This is a genomic window from Campylobacter sp. MG1 (genome assembly GCF_026616895.1).
GTDB lineage: Bacteria > Campylobacterota > Campylobacteria > Campylobacterales > Campylobacteraceae > Campylobacter_E.
In genome coordinates this window covers 1-18,864 of record NZ_JANYME010000012.1, presented here as the reverse complement: position 1 = coordinate 18,864, position 18,864 = coordinate 1, and the positions used below count along the sequence as shown (strand labels likewise).

16 protein-coding genes are annotated in these 18,864 nt (G+C 27.6%); 13 read left to right on the top strand and 3 right to left on the bottom strand.

What is annotated here, in order from left to right:
- Positions 1–11: 11 nt before the first annotated feature.
- The 5 genes from dxs to NY022_RS08545 all read left to right on the top strand — a co-directional run bounded on the left by dxs (position 12) and on the right by NY022_RS08545 (position 5,844).
- Positions 12–1,817: a 1-deoxy-D-xylulose-5-phosphate synthase gene (gene dxs / locus NY022_RS08565; RefSeq protein ID WP_267525303.1), complete on the top strand. Its 1,806-nt coding sequence runs from the start codon at positions 12–14 to the stop codon at positions 1,815–1,817.
- Positions 1,814–2,323, top strand: coding sequence for a purine-nucleoside phosphorylase (locus NY022_RS08560; protein ID WP_214119880.1), 510 nt, complete (start codon positions 1,814–1,816; stop codon positions 2,321–2,323). Before dxs ends, NY022_RS08560 begins: the two co-directional genes overlap by 4 nt.
- The gene (rlmN, locus tag NY022_RS08555; RefSeq protein ID WP_214115794.1) at positions 2,320–3,384 is read left to right on the top strand and encodes a 23S rRNA (adenine(2503)-C(2))-methyltransferase RlmN; all 1,065 of its coding nucleotides are present in this window, start codon (positions 2,320–2,322) and stop codon (positions 3,382–3,384) included. Before NY022_RS08560 ends, rlmN begins: the two co-directional genes overlap by 4 nt.
- The gene (locus NY022_RS08550; RefSeq protein WP_267525300.1) at positions 3,365–4,222 is read left to right on the top strand and encodes a helix-turn-helix transcriptional regulator; all 858 of its coding nucleotides are present in this window, start codon (positions 3,365–3,367) and stop codon (positions 4,220–4,222) included. The genes rlmN and NY022_RS08550 overlap by 20 nt, the downstream gene beginning before the upstream one ends.
- A gap of 215 nt (positions 4,223–4,437) precedes the next feature.
- Positions 4,438–5,844, top strand: a complete 1,407-nt coding sequence (locus NY022_RS08545; protein WP_267525298.1) for a sodium:solute symporter family protein — start codon at positions 4,438–4,440, stop codon at positions 5,842–5,844.
- A gap of 344 nt (positions 5,845–6,188) precedes the next feature.
- On the opposite strand, the gene NY022_RS08540 is transcribed toward NY022_RS08545, so the two are convergent.
- Positions 6,189–7,601 carry an alanine/glycine:cation symporter family protein gene (locus tag NY022_RS08540; protein WP_267525315.1) on the bottom strand — a complete coding sequence of 471 codons (1,413 nt, stop codon included), beginning with the start codon at positions 7,599–7,601 and terminating at the stop codon, positions 6,189–6,191.
- 338 nt (positions 7,602–7,939) lie between these two features.
- On the opposite strand from NY022_RS08540, the gene NY022_RS08535 reads away from it, so the two are divergent.
- Positions 7,940–9,175, top strand: a complete 1,236-nt coding sequence (locus NY022_RS08535; RefSeq protein WP_267525296.1) for an aromatic amino acid transport family protein — start codon at positions 7,940–7,942, stop codon at positions 9,173–9,175.
- Between the two features lie 9 nt (positions 9,176–9,184).
- On the top strand, positions 9,185–10,549 hold the full coding sequence (locus NY022_RS08530) for an L-serine ammonia-lyase (protein ID WP_267525293.1): 1,365 nt from the start codon (positions 9,185–9,187) through the stop codon (positions 10,547–10,549).
- Here NY022_RS08530 and NY022_RS08525 read toward each other — a convergent pair.
- Positions 10,546–11,346 carry a J domain-containing protein gene (locus NY022_RS08525; RefSeq protein WP_267525292.1) on the bottom strand — a complete coding sequence of 267 codons (801 nt, stop codon included), beginning with the start codon at positions 11,344–11,346 and terminating at the stop codon, positions 10,546–10,548. The two genes, NY022_RS08530 and NY022_RS08525, sit on opposite strands and share 4 nt — an antisense overlap.
- Before the next feature lie 605 nt (positions 11,347–11,951).
- Positions 11,952–12,254, bottom strand: a complete 303-nt coding sequence (locus NY022_RS08520; RefSeq protein WP_267525290.1) for a hypothetical protein — start codon at positions 12,252–12,254, stop codon at positions 11,952–11,954.
- Positions 12,255–12,399: 145 nt separating this feature from the next.
- Here NY022_RS08520 and NY022_RS08515 point away from each other — a divergent pair, with 145 nt between their 5' ends.
- From NY022_RS08515 to NY022_RS08490, 6 genes are all read left to right on the top strand, one after another.
- Positions 12,400–12,624, top strand: coding sequence for a hypothetical protein (locus NY022_RS08515; RefSeq protein ID WP_267525288.1), 225 nt, complete (start codon positions 12,400–12,402; stop codon positions 12,622–12,624).
- Positions 12,591–14,129 carry a dynamin family protein gene (locus tag NY022_RS08510; RefSeq protein ID WP_324287473.1) on the top strand — a complete coding sequence of 513 codons (1,539 nt, stop codon included), beginning with the start codon at positions 12,591–12,593 and terminating at the stop codon, positions 14,127–14,129. Before NY022_RS08515 ends, NY022_RS08510 begins: the two co-directional genes overlap by 34 nt.
- Before the next feature lie 2 nt (positions 14,130–14,131).
- Positions 14,132–16,402, top strand: a complete 2,271-nt coding sequence (locus NY022_RS08505) for a dynamin family protein (RefSeq protein ID WP_267525286.1) — start codon at positions 14,132–14,134, stop codon at positions 16,400–16,402.
- A 1-nt stretch (position 16,403) separates the two neighbouring features.
- Positions 16,404–17,969 (top strand): dynamin family protein, encoded by a 1,566-nt coding sequence (locus NY022_RS08500; RefSeq protein ID WP_267525284.1) that lies wholly within the window; start codon positions 16,404–16,406, stop codon positions 17,967–17,969.
- 176 nt (positions 17,970–18,145) lie between these two features.
- Positions 18,146–18,310 carry a hypothetical protein gene (locus tag NY022_RS08495; RefSeq protein WP_267525282.1) on the top strand — a complete coding sequence of 55 codons (165 nt, stop codon included), beginning with the start codon at positions 18,146–18,148 and terminating at the stop codon, positions 18,308–18,310.
- A 121-nt stretch (positions 18,311–18,431) separates the two neighbouring features.
- A partial coding sequence (locus NY022_RS08490) for a BspA family leucine-rich repeat surface protein (protein WP_267525279.1) occupies positions 18,432–18,864 on the top strand: 433 nt, incomplete at its 3' end.

Below are 18,864 nucleotides of genomic sequence, written 5' to 3'. Positions count from 1 at the left end.
AGGAAATATTAATGAATAAAAAGATTAGCAATATAAAAAACCTTAACATTAGAGAATTAATAGAATTATGTAGTGATATAAGAGCTACAATCATTGAGCAAGTTAGCAAAAACGGCGGTCATTTATCGTCTAATTTAGGCGTGGTTGAACTAAGCGTTGTTCTTCATCATTTATTTGATATAAAGGAAAATCCTTTAATTTTTGATGTATCTCATCAATGCTACGCACATAAAATATTAACAAATAGGAATTTAGAAAATCTAAGACAATTTAATGGGATTAGTGGTTATACCGAGCCAAATGAGAGCGAGTATGATTTTTTTATAGCAGGGCATTCATCTACTTCAATATCTCTTGCAACGGGGGTTGCAAAGGCTTTTAGTCTTAATAAAAAAGATGCAATTCCAATTGCTATTATTGGTGATGGGGCGATGGGCTGTGGATTAGCTTATGAAGCTTTAAATGAATTAGGAGATAGAAAATATCCAAGTATTATTATCTTAAATGATAATAAAATGAGTATTAGTAAGCCTATTGGTGCGGTTTCAAGATTTTTATCAAAAAGTTTATCAAGTCCAATTTATCAAAAATTTAAAAAAGGCGTTGAAGCAATGCTTGAATACTTGCCTGAAGGTGCTAGATATACTGCAAAAAGATTTGAAGATGGATTTAAATTAATCACTCCTGCTGGAATGTTTTTTGAAGAATTAGGGCTTGAATATATTGGCCCAATTGATGGGCATAATATCGCTGATTTAATAACTGCATTAAATCTAGCAAAAAGTCTTAAAAAGCCTGTATTATTGCATATTCAAACAATCAAAGGCTATGGTTATGAGTATTCTTTAAATGATGAGGGTAGTTGGCACGGAGTTGGAGCTTTTGATATAAAAACAGGTAAGAGTTTAAGTAGTTCAAAAAAACCTAGTGCAACGGCAATTTTTAGTGATATTTTAGATGAACTAGCAAGTAAAAATGAAAAAATAGTAGGTCTTAGTGCAGCTATGCCAAGTGGCACTGGAATTGATAAATTAATAGCAAAATATCCTAATAGATTTTATGATGTAGGAATAGCAGAAGCTCACGCAGTAACTTCAATGGCCGCTATGAGTAAATGTGGTTTTATGCCTGTTGTAGCTATTTATTCAACTTTTTTGCAAAGAGCTTATGATAGTTTAATTCACGATTGTGCAATACTTAATCTTAATATGGTTTTTGCACTTGATCGTGCAGGGATTGTAGGAAATGATGGCAAAACTCATCAAGGAGCTTTTGATATTTCATATATATCTTGCATACCTAATTTTAAAATTTGTGCTCCAACGAATGCTAAAAGTTTTAAATTATTGCTTGAATACGCTACAAGTAAAGTTGGGCTAATTGCTATTCGCTATCCAAGGGGAAGTTTTGCTTTAGATGAGAGCTATGAGCCAAGTTTAAAAACTCATTTTATTAAAAATGTAAATTCTAATATAAGCTTTTTAGGTTTTGGAGAAGGCGTTGCAAAAGCTTTAGCAGTTAGTGAAGAAATCAATGCAAATGTAATTGATTTAGTATTTGCTAAACCACTTGATAAAGAGTTTTTATTAAATCTTGCTAAGAGTTCAAAAGAATGGCATATTTTTAGCGAAAGTGCAAAAATAGGCGGATTAAATTCTATAATTTCTAGCTTTTTAAAAGAATATGATTTAGACATTAAATTAATATCTTATGAATACGAAGATGAGTTTATAACTCACGGAAATACAAATGAAGTTATGCAAAGCTTAGGGCTTGATGCAAAAAGTATTATAAATAAAATTAAAGGCAATAAATGATAGTTAGTGCAGGAATAAGTGAGATTTATGATTACGCAGAGCCTATTGGATTAGGTAGTAATTGTTCTATAAAACTTAGCGAATTAATACTTAAAAAGCAGCCAAAAAGATTGATTTTCATAGGTTCAATGGGGCTTTATACTAAAGAAATTGAGCTTTTTAGCGTAAATGAGTTTAAAAGTGCTGTAAATATTGAATTAGCTATGTTAGATGATTTAGTTTATACCCCTATGAAAACTAATGAAGTTTCTAATTTAAATTCTTCTAATTATATTTGTAAAAATTACGAATACGCTAAGAAAATGAATGAAAAATACGGGATATTAGGCGAAAATATGGAGTGTTTTAGTTTTTTTGCGACTGCTAATTATTATAAAATCCCAGCTAGTGCAATTTTAGTAGCGACTAATTATTGTGATGAATTCGCACACGAAGAATATATAAAAAACATAGCAAAAGCTAATGAAATACTAGAAAATTACTTAGAAAACAAAGGACTTTTATGAAAGAATTATTAGATTTTTTACCAGAAGAATATAACCTTAGTCCAAAATATCTAAATAATGAATTAGCAAAATTTGTATATCAAAAATATATAAATGATTTTAGCGAAGCTACAAGTTTATCAAAAGCTCTAAGAGAACAATTAAAAAATGAATTTAACATTATGCCACTTAGCTTAAAAATAGCTCAAACAAGCATTGATGGGAGTATTAAATTCTTATTTTCCTTGCACGATAATCACACAATAGAAAGCGTTTTGCTACCTATGAAAAAAGAAAGAATAGAAAATGGTGTGAAAAAAAGTGCAAAATACACTATTTGTATAAGTAGCCAAGTAGGTTGCAAAAGTGGTTGCGCCTTTTGTTTAACGGGTAAAAGTGGGCTTATTAGAAATCTTAGCACAGCTGAAATAGTAGCTCAAGTATTATTTATCAAAAAATACGCAAAAATCCCTTATGAGCAAGGTATTAATATAGTTTTTATGGGTATGGGAGAGCCACTTGATAATTTAAAAGCAGTTAGCAAGGCTATTAAAATCTTTTCTCATAACGATACTCTAGCAATATCTCCACGCCGTCAAACAATCTCAACAAGCGGTCTTGCAAAGCAAATTGAAGAATTAGGCAAGATGAATTTAGGTGTATTACTTGCAATTTCGCTTCACGCTGTAAATGATACTTTAAGAGATGAATTAATGCCTATTAATAAGGCTTATAATATTGAAAGCGTTTTAAATGCGGTAAGAAATTTCCCAATAGATGCTAGAAAAAGAGTGTTATTTGAATATTTATGTTTAGGTGGGATTAATGATGATTTAAGCCACGCAAAGGCTTTAGTAAAATTACTACACGGAATAAAAGCTAAGATAAATTTAATTTATTTTAACCCACACGAAGGCAGTATCTATAAACGCCCAAGTGAAGAAAAAGTAATTGCTTTTAGAGATTATTTACAAGCACACGGACAAAACGCTACCATTAGACAAAGCAAAGGGCTTGATATTAGTGCAGCGTGCGGGCAATTAAGAAATAACGAGGATGAAAATGCAAAAACCATCATATAGAATAGCTCAAATATTAGTAAGACTTTATAATGAAGAGATATTAAATAAGCACGATTTAGCTGAAGAATTTGGAGTAAATGCTAAGACTATTCAGCGTGATATTAATGAAAGATTATCAAAATTACCAATAATTGCTAGAAGAAATGGGGATTATAGTTTAGATAAAGCTTATATTAAAAGCAATCACGAAGAGATTAGAAAACTTATAAAAATATTTGATATTACTATGCTTCCAACAAGGCTTAGCGATGAGTTTTTAAACAATCTTTTTACTCAAAAAGAACTACCAATTACTAATATTAAAAATAACGAAATTGATGATATTAGTAGTGTTTATGAGAGCTTAACTAATGCGATTTTAAATAAGGTAAAAATTAAAATAACTTATAATGCAAAAGAAAGAACTCTAATGCCTTATAAATTAGTAAATCATCAAGATATTTGGTATTTATTAGCTTGTGAAGAAGCTGAACTTAAAAGCTTTACTTTATATAAAATCAAAAATTTATTAATCACACAAGAAGAATTTATCCCAAATGAAAGCACACAAGAGCTAATTAACAATAATTCAAGTAGTTTTATATCAAATAATATTACAAATGTTATTTTAGAATTAGATTGTGTTGCTAAAGAATATTTTTTAAAAAGAGCAATATTAAAAAATCAAAGAATAATTTCAAGCCATTTAGACAAAATCATAATAGAAACAGAAACAAGTTATGAAGATGAGATTATTAGGCTAGTTTTTAAGTGGATTCCACATATTAAAATTCTTGAGCCAAAAAGTTTAGCAAATGAGTGCAAGGCTAGAATTAAAGAATATTTAAAGAATATTTAATATATTAATCTTAAGATAAATTTTAATTTTTTATCTTAAGGTTAATATTAATAAAATTAATAATATCTCTATATATTAGCTATAATATATATTAATTTTTTAAACATAAATTTGTATTTATATTGAATAAATTTAAAAAAAATTACTAAAAAGCTTTAAAAGTGATATTTTTGTGATAATATTATAGTTTCACTAAAAATAAAAGGAGTTTTTGTTTGAATACAACATTAATTGTATTATTAAGTTATATGCTAATAATTGTTTTAATAGCAGTATTTAGCACAAAAAAATCAAAGATAAAAGAGAGCGATGATTATCTTTTAGCTGGTAGAAATTTAGGTGTGTGGATGTTAGCTGGAACACTTGCTGCTGCTGAAATAGGTGGAGGTAGTACTATAGGTGTAGCGCAAAAGGCTTATCAAGACTGGGGGCTTAGTGCTGGATGGTATGTTCTTTGTGCTGGTATAGGTATATTTTTGGTTTCTTTTGTAGCACCGTATTTAAGGAAAGCTATGGCAGCTACAATTCCAGAAATTTTAGGAAGAAGGTATGGTAAGGAGGTTCATTTAATTACAACTATATTATCAATCGTTGCTGGTTTTATAGCTGCAGCAGTTCAAATTATTGCAACTGCTTCAATAATATCTACAGTTACAGGAATGCCTATTAAAGAAGCTTTAATTTTATCGGCTATTGTAGTTACTATTTATACAGTTATGGGCGGACTTATTTCAGTTGCATATACTGATATAATTCATATATTTTTTATAGTTATTGGAATGATTGTAGCTTTACCTATTATACTGGATAATTCAGGTGGATGGGAAGCTGTTGAATTAGCGTTACCAAAAGAACAACTTGACCCATTTAAAATAGGCTGGATTCAAATAGGTGGATTAATTTTGCTTTATTTTATGACATTTTCAACCGGACAAGAGGCTGTTCAAAGGTATTTTGCTGCTAAAGATGAAAAGGTGGCTAAAAAAGGTTCGTTTTTATGTTCGTTATTTATGGGAATTTATGGTTTCGTTCCAGCTATAATAGGTCTTGTTGCATTGGCACATTTTCCAAATATTGAACCAGCTCAAGCATTACCAACAGCTGCAGTAAATTTTTTAAATCCTGTCATGGCAGGGGTTGTTTTAGCTTCTATTTGTGCTGCTACATTATCTAGTGCAGCTGGTAATATGATAGCAGTTAGTGCGATTTTTACAAATGATGTTTATAAAAAATATGTAAAAAAACAAGCAGAATCTAAAGAATTAATTTTAGTTTCTAAATTTGTAATTATTTTTACAGGCGTAGTATCTTTAATAATAGCATTAACAAATACTTCTATTATAGGTTTGTTAGTATTTGCATTTACAATAAGAAGTGCTGGTCCATTTGCAGCTTTAATTTTTGGCTTACTTTATAAAAGAGTTACAAAATTAGGTGCAATATCATCAATTATAATAGCTAGTATAGTAGCATTTACATGGGAATATTTAGGTTCGCCATTTGGCATAATGTCAATTATTTTAGGTGCTAGTGTTTCGGTGATTGTGCTTTTAGTTGTTTCAGCTATTGATTTGAAAATGGGTGGAAAAGAAGCACCTTCAGCATTTTTAGATGAAAATTAATTTAATATAAATTCCTATAAATGTAGGAATTTATATATTATTTTATTTTTATATTAGATTTATTTTATAATTAAAAATTATTATTTATAATAGATACATTTTATATAAATATAATTCGTATTGTTACTTTCAAAGGATAAATTTTTTCATTGTTATTTTTTATATAAGATTTTATTTATTATTTATGACTTTTTTAATAGCTAATTTTGTAAATTTTTTTAGTATTTTTAATATTATCTTTTTATAATTTTAAATAGTAATTTATTTGGTTTTATTATTAAGTAAGGATATTTCATTTTTATTATTAATAAAATTTAAAGGTGTAATTAAATACACCTTTAAAATTAATCCCAGCATTCAGCGTTTTTAATTCCTAGTTTTTTTGCACTAAATACAGGGTCTAAGCCTTTTTTCTTTTGCTCGTCATAATCTTTTAAACATTTGATTAAAACAGGACTTAATAATAAAATAGCAATTATATTTATAGAAGCCATTGCAGCCATTGTAATATCAGCTAAATCCCAAGCTACTTTTAAATTTAACTGAGAACCTATAAAGACCATAACAACGGCTGATAATTTAAACACATTATCAATTATTTTGTTATTTGTTAAATTTTTAATATTTGCACTAGCGTAATAAAAATTTCCTATAAGAGAAGTGACAGCAAATAACATAACAGCAAATGTTACAAAATGCAAGCCATAACTACCATAATACTCTATCATTGAATTTTGTACCATAGGTAATGCATTTAATGTTTTTTCAGCTTTATTTAATTGTTCTAAATATCCAGTAGAAAATAATACTAAAAAACCAGAGCAAGTGCATATGATTAAATCAATAAATACTGAAAAACTTTGAATAATTCCTTGTTTTACAGGATGGCTTGTATTTGCTGCTGCAGCCGCATTAGGAGCTGAACCCATACCAGCTTCGTTTGAAAATAACCCACGCTTAATACCGATAACTATAACACTACCAGCAAAACCGCCAAAAATAGCTTGAAAATCAAAGGCACTTGCGAAAATCATTTTAACTACTGTAGGAATTAAATCATAATTTATAACAATCGCAATAACGCTAAGAATTATATAAATAAAAGCCATTATAGGAACTATTATAGAGCTTACTTTTCCAAGTGATTTTGAATTTGAAAAGAATAAAATCATAGCAATAGCGCTTAAAGTTATACCTATAGCAATGCTTGCGGTGCTAAAATTTTCAGGAAAATAAATTTCAAATGCTGAAGTCATTGTATGGCTTTGAAGCCCATTAAATCCATAAGCATAAGTTATTATTAAAATAATTGAAAAGACTTTGCCAAAGAATTTATTTCCTAAACCTTTTTCTATAAAATAAGCAGGTCCTCCACGAAAACCACTCTCGTCACGACTTTTATAAATTTGAGCTAATGTGCTTTCAGCAAATGCACTTGCCCCTCCGATAAATGCCATAACCCACATCCAAAATAATGCACCAGCACCACCCATTACAACAGCAGTACTAATTCCTGCTATGTTTCCTATTCCTACCCTTGAAGCAGTTGAAATCATTAAAGCTTCAAAACTACTTACATCTTCTTTGTTGTCTTGTTTTTCTTTTAATAATTTAAAAACATCCTTCATTAATCTAAATTGAACGAAATTTGTCTTAAAAGAAAAATAAAGCCCAACTATAATTAATGCAAAAACTAAAAAATAAGTATATAAGTAGCCATTAATATTGTCTAAAATAAGATGGATTTGTTCTAAAATTTCTAATCCCACGTATTCTCCTTAAAAATTGATTAAGGAAATTATATATTAAAATTTAATTATTTTTTGTAAAAAATGATTATTTTTTAAATTTATTTCCACAAGAAAAAATTAATCTTTCAAAAGGTTTTTTTATAAATTCTTTTTTAATTTCTTTATTTTTTATCTTTGTATTCATCGCAATTCTCCTTAAATTTGCAGTATTTTATTATAATTTAGCTTAAAAGAAAGTAAAAATTATTATCAAAATGTAATTTAATAACTTTTTACTTTTTGTAACATTTAGTAATAAATTTTGTGTAAATTTTGCGATTTAACTTATTTTTTAAGGAGTAATAATGAAAAAATGGAGCGAATTTGACAATCGTTGGATGTTTTCATTGTTTGGCACTGCTGTTGGTGCTGGAATTTTATTCTTACCTATTCGTGCAGGAACTGGTGGCTTTTGGCCTATTATCTTAATGTGTATATTAATTTTCCCAATGACATATTTATCACATTTATTCTTATCATATTTTGTAGGCTCTACTAAAGGTGGAGATATTACTGATGCTGTGAATAAATATTTTGGTAAAGAAGTAGGAATTGTGATTACATTTTTATATTTTTTTGCAATTTATCCTATTTGTCTTGCTTATGGGGTTGGTATTACAAATACTATAAGCTCATTTATGGTAAATCAATTAGGCTTAGCCGAGCCAAATCGCTTAATCTTGGCTATTGTTTTAATTACAATTATGATGGCTGTAATGTTTACTAATGAAACTTTAGTTACTAAAGTTTGTGAATGGCTTGTTTATCCATTATGCTTAATACTATTTTTATTTTCACTTTATCTAATTCCACATTGGAAATTAGAAGTTTTAGGTGAAGTTCCAAGTGCAAAGGAATTTATTACTACAATATGGCTTACTTTACCTGTATTAGTATTTAGCTTTAATCACTCTCCTGCGATTTCAACTTTTAGCCTAAATACATATAATGAGTATAAAGAAAACTCGGATGCAAAAAGAAAGCAAATATTATTTAATAACGCTACGCTTTTATTAGTATTTGTTATGTTTTTTGTTTTTTCTTGCGTTTTATGCCTTGATAGTAATGAATTTGGCTTAGCAAGAGATGCAAATATTCCAATTCTTAGCTATTTTGCTAATAAATTTGATGGAAATATCATAAGTTATGGTGCTCCTGCTGTTGCATTTTTTGCAATTTTAACTAGCTTTTTCGGACACTATTTTGGTGCTAGAGAAGGCTTAAATGGACTTATTAAAAAAGTAAGCGGAAAAGCTGTTAGTAAAAATAATGCTTTTACAACTATATTTATGTATGTAACTATGATAATAGTAGCTTTTTATAACCCTAGTATTTTAGGATTTATAGAAGATTTAGGCGGTCCTATTATTGCTGTAATATTATTTTTAATGCCTGTATATGCGATATATAAAATTCCAGAGCTAAGAGTTTATAAAAATGGTGCAGCTTGTTATTTCGTAGCTATTATGGGAATTATCACAATTACTAGTGTAGTTTATAAGATATTACCAGCAATTATGTCACTTTTTACAACACATTAGGATATTTTCGTGAGTAACTTAAGTATTTTTAAAATCGGCATTGGTCCATCAAGTTCGCACACCGTTGGACCTTTTGTTGCGGGAAATGAGTTTTTAAAAGGTTTAAATTTAAAAGAAATTACTAGGATAAAAGTTACTTTATTTGGCTCTTTATCACTTACAGGTAAAGGGCATTTAAGCGATATTGCTGTGGTTTTAGGTCTTAGTGGCTTAAATGTAAAAACAATAAGCCCAGAACAAAAACAAGTTGTATTATTAAGATTAAACGAAAGAAAGCTTTTATTAGGAAATGAATTTGAAATAGATTTTGATGAAAATAGCGATATTATTTTTTCTAAAGAATTTAAAAGCTATCACGAAAATGCTTTAACGATTGAAGCATTTTCAAATAATACTTGTGTTAAATCTAAGACTTATTATTCAGTTGGCGGTGGATTTATTAAAAGTGAAGATGAGATTAGTAAAACTAATCAAACTAATCAAGAAAAAAATTATGATTATTCTTTTGATAGTGCGACGGAGCTTTTGTGGTTATGTAATAAATACAATAAAAACATAGCCGAAATTGCAATGCTTTATGAGCTTAATTTTAATAGCGAAGAATATATAAATAATTATTGCAAAGAGATTTATGAAGCAATGCAAGATAGCTTTAAAGCAGGTGCTAATTCAAATGAACTAATCCTACCAGGACCAATCAAGCTTAAAAGAAGAGCTCCTGCATTAGCTAAAAAATTAATGCTTTTAGATGATAAGAATTTAAATCGTAAGGGTGATTTGGATTTTATAGATTATTTTAGTCTTTATGCTATGAGTGTTTCAGAAGAAAATGCAGCGGGTAATCGTGTAGTAACTGCTCCAACCAATGGAGCTTGCGCAGTAGTTCCTGCTGTGCTTTTATATTTAAAAGAGCATGTAAAAAGTATGAGTGAAAAGGACATTAGAGACTTTTTATTAGTATCAATGGCGATAGGTTCATTGTTTAAGAAAAACGCAAGTATAAGTGGAGCTGAAGCAGGTTGTCAAGCAGAAATTGGCTCAGCTTCTTCAATGGCAGCTGCTTCATTTGCCTTTAGTATGGGGGCAAGTCCGATTGATTGTTTTAGTGCAGCTGAAATTGCAATGGAGCATCATTTAGGGCTAACTTGTGATCCTGTTGCAGGACTTGTTCAAATTCCTTGCATTGAGCGTAATGTATTCGGAGCTATAAAGGCTGTAAGTGCAGCTAAAATGGCTATGGATAGAGAGAGTGCTCCTAGCGTTGGGCTTGATGAGGTTATTAAAACTATGTATGAAACAGGCAAGGATATGGATACAAGATATAAAGAAACTAGCCTTGCAGGTCTAGCTACAAATTACAAGAAATTTTGCTAGGTTTTATTTTTATAAAGAGGTTTTAGGCTTTCGTAGGCTAGATTAATTTTTTCAAATTTATCCTTTAAAAGCCTTTTAACCTCATCATTTTTATCATTGTGAAAATCAGGGTGGTATTGTTTGCTAAGCTTTAAATATGCATTTCTTACTTCATTAAAGCTAGCACCTGTTTTTATACCTAAAGTATGAAAATGTTCTTCTAAAAGCATACAAATATTTAAAAATTTATTATCTTTTTTGATTTCATTTTTGATTTCATTTTTAAATTTTAAATATTCAAACTCATCTAATGTAAAATTTATATAATAATTTAAATGTTCGTTGTATTCACAAAATGTATTTAATAAATTTAACGTATTTTCATCTTTATAAGTAATTATAAATTTATTGTTTATTACGCTGGTATTGTGGTTTTGAAAATAATTATTTAGATAGCTTATTATTTTTCTTTCTAGTATATTAAAGTTTAAAATGATATATTTTTTATTAAAATTGAGATTGCAATTTAATGTCGAATTTAATGAATTTATATCTACTAATTTTAGCTTAAACATTTTGTAATAAGAGTGATTTATGTTTTGTATGGTTTCATTATTGTATTTTTTATTTAGTGCTGATATAAATTTTAGAAAGTATATTCTTTGCGTTAATTCATTTTCAATATAAAATGAAATGATTTTACTCTTTTTACCTATGTTAGAGGAGAAGTTTTTAGTGATGATTTTTTTTATTTTTGTAAATAATTCAAAATCATCTGTATTAATTATGATAGAATTTAAATTTTGAATTATTTGCATTTACAACCTTTTAAATAAAACTAATTATCACAATTTTTGTTTAATAAATAATTTATATTATTTTATTATTCATACATTATTATGTATAAAAGTAAGTAAAAATTATTGTGTCTTTATTTTGTTAAAAACGCTTATATTACTAGCTTAATATTCAAAGCAAACAACAATTGTATAAATTAAATAATTTTTTTGAGTATATTTTATATTTTTATTAGTGTTTGTAATTTTATACTTTTAGTATTTTTTAAAAATATTTATAAAATTTTACTTTAAATTATCAAAGATTTTATGATACTTTACTAATAAAAGATGATGAAAATATTATTTGTATTTATATGAATAATTCTAACTATTCGCTTTTGTATGAATATTTTTTAAATAATTTTAATATTGATATAACAAAGCTTGATGTTAAAATCAAGCCCTTTTTATTTCATTCGCACTTGGCTTATAAATACACTTAAAAGAGAATTAATATTTAAGATTTTTTCATTGTCTTTTTTAAATATGAGTATTTGTAATATTATTAATCTCTAAATAAGTTGTCATTTATTTTATAGCAATATAATTATTAGTTTCTCATTAGCTTATTTTATAGATTTAATTTAATAAAAATTGTTTAAAAATTCTAATTCATAATGCTCTTTATTAAGGTCAATTTGCCTAAATAATTCATCACTTGCTAATTTGTTTTTCACTACTAGATTTTGATTTTCACCCAAAACCCAAATAGCACTTGGTAAAATCTCAATGATTTCATTTATCATTAGCATTAAACTATCATAAGAAGTCTTTAAAGCCTTGTATTCATTCTCTACTACATAAGTTTGCTCAATTAATGCCTTTAGCCCATCAGCAAAACTCTGCTTATCTGATAAATTTAAGCTATCTAAAATATTTTTATTCATAAATGTCCTTTAAATTTTTAAGATTATATTAAAAATATTCATTAGCACGATAAAATTCCATATATTTTTTTAAAAAAAAATTAAATGGACACTTTTCAGCATATCTTTATGATATAATCAAAGCAAATTTTATGAAAGGAAAACAATGTTAGAAATCAAAAATCAATTTTTGTCATTTTTAGATGAACTAAAATTAGTAGTTGAAGATAAAGAAATCTTCTCAAAAATTAATGAATTAAAATCAAGAATTAATTCAACCGAGCTAATAATCCCAGTAGTAGGTGCTTTTAGTGCGGGTAAGAGCACATTGATTAATAATTTTTTAGATAATTCTGTATCTATGGGGGGGGGATTTTACCGACTAAGATAGAGCCTACAACAGCACTTGCAACTGAGCTAAGATTTAATGAAGATGAAAAAATCATAGCAATAGATGAAAACAACCAAAAAATCACTTTAAATATAAACGAGTTAAGCTCTCTAGCTACAAGCAATAGTAATTATAAATATATTCAAGTTTTTTTAAATAATAAAAGATTAAAAGATATTGAACCATTGGTTTTAGTTGATATGCCAGGCTTTGCTGCTAGAAATAATTATCACAATAAAGCCATAATTAATTATCTTTATAAAGGTGCTTATTTTATAATCTTAAATCCAGTTAGTGATGGAACAATACAAAAAGATATCAAAAGTGAAATCAACAACATTACAGAGCATAATAGAGATTTTACATTTTGTTTAAGCAAGACAAATCTAGCAACCCCAAGCACCATAGAAAAAGTAAAAGAGCAAATCCTAGAGCTTTTAGAAGAATACGACTATGATAAGGAAATAATATGCCTAGGAGATAGTAGCGGTAATGAATTATTAAAAGCATTAAAAAGCATTGATAGTGAAAAAATATTTAAAAATATATTCTATGAAGAATTAAAAATATTTAATAAAAGCATTAGAAATATAAGCAAAAATAGTCTAATAAATTTACAATTAAATCAAAAAGATTTTGAAGAAAAATTAAAAGATTTTGCAGCAATAACAAATAAAATAAATAGCACAAAACAAACCTTAAGCGAATTAGGATATCAAAAATACGGAGCTAATGAAGTAGGTCGTATAATACAAAACACAAAAACAACAATTCATAATGACTTAAACCATCTAGCAAATAGAGCTATAAATGGTGCTGATATTTCAAATGATTTAAGTAATATGATTGAAGTAGTATTATCCGCTGAAATAAACAAGTCTTTACTAAAAATCAGAGAAAGCATAGTAAAAGAATTTGAAATAGACCTAGGAAATCTAACCTTAAACAATAATATAAAAAGTTTTGATTTAGATAGTATCAAAACCATTGCTCGTGGCATAGATATACAAGTAGAAAATATCCAAATAGGCAAAATCAATGCTGATACAGGCTTTATAAAAGATATAGCTATCCTTGGTATAAATATTCTTTCAGCATTTAAGCATATTCCTATAATTAATATAGCAACAAATATTTTAAGTGGATTATTAGGTTTTTTAGATGGAGGTAATAAAGAAACTGAGCGTGAAGCTAGAGAAGAAGCAAGAAGAGCTAGGGAAGAAGCCGAAGAAAGAGCTAAGAGTAAATTTAAAGAAGAAGTAATGGCTAAAGTAGGAACTGAACTATCTAATATAGTCCCAAATCTTTTTAAAACCCAAGTAGAAGAGCTTAGTAAGGTAATAGCACAAGCTTTTGATGAAAGTATGAAAGAAGAAAAAGAAAGAACACAAAAAGACCTAGAGACACTAAGCAAAACAAAAGAAGTGCTAGATAATCAGATTAATTATTTAAACAAAATAATAAACAAAACACAAGAATTAGAAAACAAATATTTCAAGGAGTAAAAATGCAGATTTTAGCTAAAACAAAAAATTTAGAAGAATTAGTCTTAAAATACGATGATTTACAAACAAGCACAATAACAAGTCTAAAAGATGAGTTTGCAATAGTAAAAAGTGGGGAATTAGAAAAATATTTAGAAGAGTTAAAAAATAGCCAAAGATTATTAAAAATAGGAATAGTTGGGCGTGTAAAAGCTGGTAAAAGCTCGTTATTAAATGCTTTAGTCTTTAATGGAGCTGATGTATTACCTAAGGCTGCTACACCTATGACAGCAGCACTTACTATGATTGAATACGATGAGAATTTAAGTGCTATCGTTGAACTTTATAAACAAGCCGATATTAATGAGATTGAAAATCAGCATTCTCAATATATAAAAGAGCTAAATAGATTAAAAGATATAAAATTTATTGAGCTAAAAGAGAGAAAAGAGAAAAAACTAGATGCTAAATTAAGCAAAGAAGATATAAAAGATATAGAAGAAAAAGCCGAAAAATCAGCAAAAAGAGAGCTAAACGATAATCTTATCCTAAGCTCAAGCTATGATCAATTTGAAAGAATTAAAGCAAATCCACTAAAACTAAAAGATGAATTTGTAACCATCAAAGCAAACAATATAAACGAATTAAATAAAGAGCTTTTAGAATATGTTGGGGCTAATGGTAGGTTTATGCCTTATACAAAATCAGTTACCTTGAAGCTAAACGAAGAAAGCTTAAAAAATATCCAAATCATTGACACCCCAGGCGTAAATGACCCAATAGTATCTCGTGAAGCAAGGACAAAAGAGCTTTTACATAAATGCGATGTGGTGTTTATAGTATCTCCATCAGGGCAGTTTCTAAACCAAGAAGATACTAATTTAATGGATAGATTAGGCAATAAAGACGGAGTAAATGAGCTATTTGTAATAGCGTCTAAAATGGATGAGCAGCTTTACGGCTCATTAAAAACTGAAACCAATGAAGATTTAGACCTAGCCTTAGATAAGCTTAAAACCAGCTTTACAAAACAACTAAAAGGCTACTGCGAAGAACAAGAAAAAGAATGCGAATATGCAAAAGCTTTATGGCAAAATTTAAGCAAAAATGAAGTGATTACTTCATCAGGGATGGCTTATTCTATACTAAATCATCTAGGCTCATTAGATGAGAATGAAGAGCATGTGATGAACCTTTTAAGAATGAATTATCCTAATTATTTTAACGAGAAAAATACTAAAGAAAATCTAAAAAAATTAGCAAATATAGAATTAGTCAAAGAAAAACTAAACTATGTAAAAGAACTAAAAGATGAATTGTTAAACAAAAAATCAAATGAGTTTATAAGTGCTAAAACAAACGATTTTAACGATTTTATAAAAGAATTAGAAAAGCTAATTTCAAATGATTTAAAATCTTTAAAAGATATGGATTTAGGCTCACTCAAAAAACAAGAACAAGAATTAGCCAAGGCAAAAGAAGTAGCATCAAAAGAGCTTAGTAAAAGATACAAAGAGCATATAAACGAAATTGATGAAAAAATCAAAAAACACCTTCAAAACACAGCTAAAGCGTATTTTTCTAAAGAAAACGAAAATGTAGATGATAGCGTAAGTACAGAGACTAAAGAAGAAAGATATACAGATTATGAAACAAGAAGAGTAAAAAGAAGCACAAGCAAATGGTATAACCCTTTTAGTTGGGGAAGTTATGAGTATGATTATGAAGAATACCCAGTTACAAGATACAGAACCATTACTACTACAAATGTAATGGCAGGGACTATTCATAGTGGCTTAATAGCACTTACAAATAAACTTGAAGAGCTAATCAGTCTAAACGCTAATGAATATCTAAACTCATGGAAGAAAAATCTAAGCAAAATCGTAATGCAAACTTTAAGAGAAAATATGGATAGAGAATTTATAGATGAAATCATCATAGCAAAGGCTATAAATAAAGTTATAAGTTCTATAAAAACCCCTGATATATCATACTCAAGCAAAATGCCAAGCTCACTAAATCGTAGCGGAAGATTAAGCGATAGCGAAGGCAAAAACTATGTAGCAGAAGTAAAAAACTACCTAGATAGCCTAGAAACGAATGTGATTAGTGATATAAATAATTTCATCGCAAATATACAAAAACATTTGCAGAATAAGGATTTAAGTGGCGAAATCTTTTTAAGTTGTCAAAAAGAACTAAACAAACTAGCTTTAGATATAGAAAACAAAGAAGCAGCAATTAAAACAAAAGAAACAATATTAAAAGAAATCAAAAAATTAGGAGAATAAAATGGAGTTAGATTTATTTGGCAAAAAATCAAAAAAGAAGCTATTAGAACTTGAGTTTGAATTTGATACTTTTAAAAACCAATCAAATCAAACTATTGACAATCTAAATTCAAATATTAATTCATTAAATCAAGAACTTGATAATAAAAATTTAAAAATTAATGAATTAAACAAAGATTTAGAAAATAAAAATCAAGATTTAGATAATAAAATTCAAAACATTAATTCACTAAATCAAGAACTTGATAATAAAAATTTAAAAATTAATGAATTAAACAAAGATTTAGAAAATAAAAATCAAGATTTAGATAATAAAATTCAAAACATTAATTCATTAAATCAAGAACTTGATAATAAAAATTTAAAAATTAATGAATTGAGTTTGCAAAAAAAATTAACAAAAGCATTGCTTTCAAGTAAATCTACAAACAAGGGTGTTGCAAATTATAAAAAGTATCTAAATAACGACTTTTTAGAGTTTGCAAATTATGAAGAATCGCTATCAAACGAAGCAGAAGCTATAATAAAACTTCAAACCATAGAAAAAAAGCTTGAAATCATTTCAAACTACCCTGATATATTTACTAAAAATATCATTGCAGTTGGCGGTGGCTTTAGTGCAGGTAAAAGTGAGTTCATAAGCTCATTTATAAACGATGATGAAGTAAAACTTCCTATAGGAATAGAGCCAACTACAGCAATTCCTACTTATGTAATAAATAAAGATGAGCCTATGATATTAGCTTGCAATAACCAAAGCGCAAGTATAAATCTAAATGAAATAGATAGTAATATGTATAAAAAACTATCACATAAGTTTATACACTCATTTGGCTTTAATCTTAAACAAATAATGCCTTATATGGTATTAGGTACTAAACTAAAGTTTGATAATATTTGCTTTATAGATACACCAGGCTATAATCCATCAAGCTCAGCAAGTGATTACACTAGCGAAGATTTAAACACAGCTAAAGATTATTTAAAAAATGCAAGTGCCTTAATATGGCTAATAGGACTTGATGCAAACGGAACTATTCCTAAGAGTGATTTAGACTTTTTAGATGAACTTGAATTAGATAATAAAGAGCTTTTCATAGTATTAAACAAAGCTGATTTAAAAACAAAAAGTGATATAGAAAAAATCTTAGCAAATGTAGCTGATGTTTTAGATGAATATGGCTTAAATTATAGTGGGATAAGTGCTTATAGTTCATTGCAAAAAATAGAAATTGCTAATGAAAAACAATCATTACATAATTTTTTAAAACGCCCAAATATCAATTCTACTATAAAAGACAGCCTAATTTCAGAGCTAGAAATCGTAGAAAATATGTATAAAACAGCTATAACAGATAATAAAAATAACAAATCAAAAAACAAAAAAGCTCTAAAAGATATATCGCTTGATTTATTAGAAAACGGCTTTAGCGATGAAAAAGTACTAAAAAAATTAGAAGAAATGCAAGAAACATTTGACTTTAGCAAACAAGATGAAAATCTAAAAAGACTAAAAACAGAATTTACAAAACTAAAAAATGCAATAGCTGAAGTATTTGAAAAATAATTAAAGGAGAAAATATTGGAATATTAGGAAAAACTTTAAAAACTACAATAAAAGTTGCAAAAGCAGCTCCAAAAATAGCGACAAGTAAACCAGTTAAAACAGCTTTTACAATAGGCTCTTTTATAGCTACTAAAAAAGACCCTGTTACTTATGTTGAAAATAGAGTTATTGAAGAAGTGGGAAGCTATACATATAAAAAATCAAAAGGTATTTTTAAAGATAAAGTTTTAAGTAAAACATCAGTAACTAGAGATATTTCAAACTCTAAAAAAGTAGGTCTTGGGGTAAAAGGTATTGAAAAACTAGTAGGTTTAACTTGGGGCTTATGGTTTAAAAAATAATCAAAACTAATAGGAATTTCATAATTGAAATTCCTAGTTCAAATTCTTTTAAAAATATTTTATATGGACATAATCAGGACTATCAATATGCTAAACTAAAAATAAACATTAAAGGAAGCTAATGAAAATTTTAGTTAAAGACAAAAGCGAATTAATTGATTTTGTATTAAATCAAAATATTGATTTAAGCTATTTAGACACAAGTTTAATCACAGATATGAGCGAATTATTTCTAAACTCTAATAGAAAAGATTTTAGTGGCATAAATACTTGGGATACTTCTAATGTTACTAATATGAAAGCTATGTTTAGTGGGTGTAGTAATTTTAATGAAACACTATATTTTGATACTTCTAGCGTTACTAATATGCAAGAAATGTTTAAAAACTGCAAAGCATTTAATAAAAGCTTAAACCTAAACACAAGCAATGTTACTAATATGAAAGCTATGTTTAGTGGGTGTAGTAATTTTAATGAAACACTATATTTTGATACTTCTAGCGTTACTAATATGCAAGAAATGTTTAAAAACTGCAAAGCATTTAATAAAAGCT

Excerpts from the sequence above, each read along its gene's own strand:
- dxs (WP_267525303.1), top strand. The coding sequence starts at position 12 with ATGAATAAAAAGATTAGCAATATAAAAAACCTTAACATTAGAGAATTA.
- NY022_RS08560 (WP_214119880.1), top strand. The coding sequence starts at position 1,814 with ATGATAGTTAGTGCAGGAATAAGTGAGATTTATGATTACGCAGAGCCT.
- rlmN (WP_214115794.1), top strand. The coding sequence starts at position 2,320 with ATGAAAGAATTATTAGATTTTTTACCAGAAGAATATAACCTTAGTCCA.
- NY022_RS08550 (WP_267525300.1), top strand. The coding sequence starts at position 3,365 with ATGCAAAAACCATCATATAGAATAGCTCAAATATTAGTAAGACTTTAT.
- NY022_RS08535 (WP_267525296.1), top strand. The coding sequence starts at position 7,940 with ATGAAAAAATGGAGCGAATTTGACAATCGTTGGATGTTTTCATTGTTT.
- NY022_RS08525 (WP_267525292.1), bottom strand. The coding sequence starts at position 11,346 with ATGCAAATAATTCAAAATTTAAATTCTATCATAATTAATACAGATGAT.
- NY022_RS08520 (WP_267525290.1), bottom strand. The coding sequence starts at position 12,254 with ATGAATAAAAATATTTTAGATAGCTTAAATTTATCAGATAAGCAGAGT.
- NY022_RS08515 (WP_267525288.1), top strand. The coding sequence starts at position 12,400 with ATGTTAGAAATCAAAAATCAATTTTTGTCATTTTTAGATGAACTAAAA.
- NY022_RS08505 (WP_267525286.1), top strand. The coding sequence starts at position 14,132 with ATGCAGATTTTAGCTAAAACAAAAAATTTAGAAGAATTAGTCTTAAAA.
- NY022_RS08500 (WP_267525284.1), top strand. The coding sequence starts at position 16,404 with ATGGAGTTAGATTTATTTGGCAAAAAATCAAAAAAGAAGCTATTAGAA.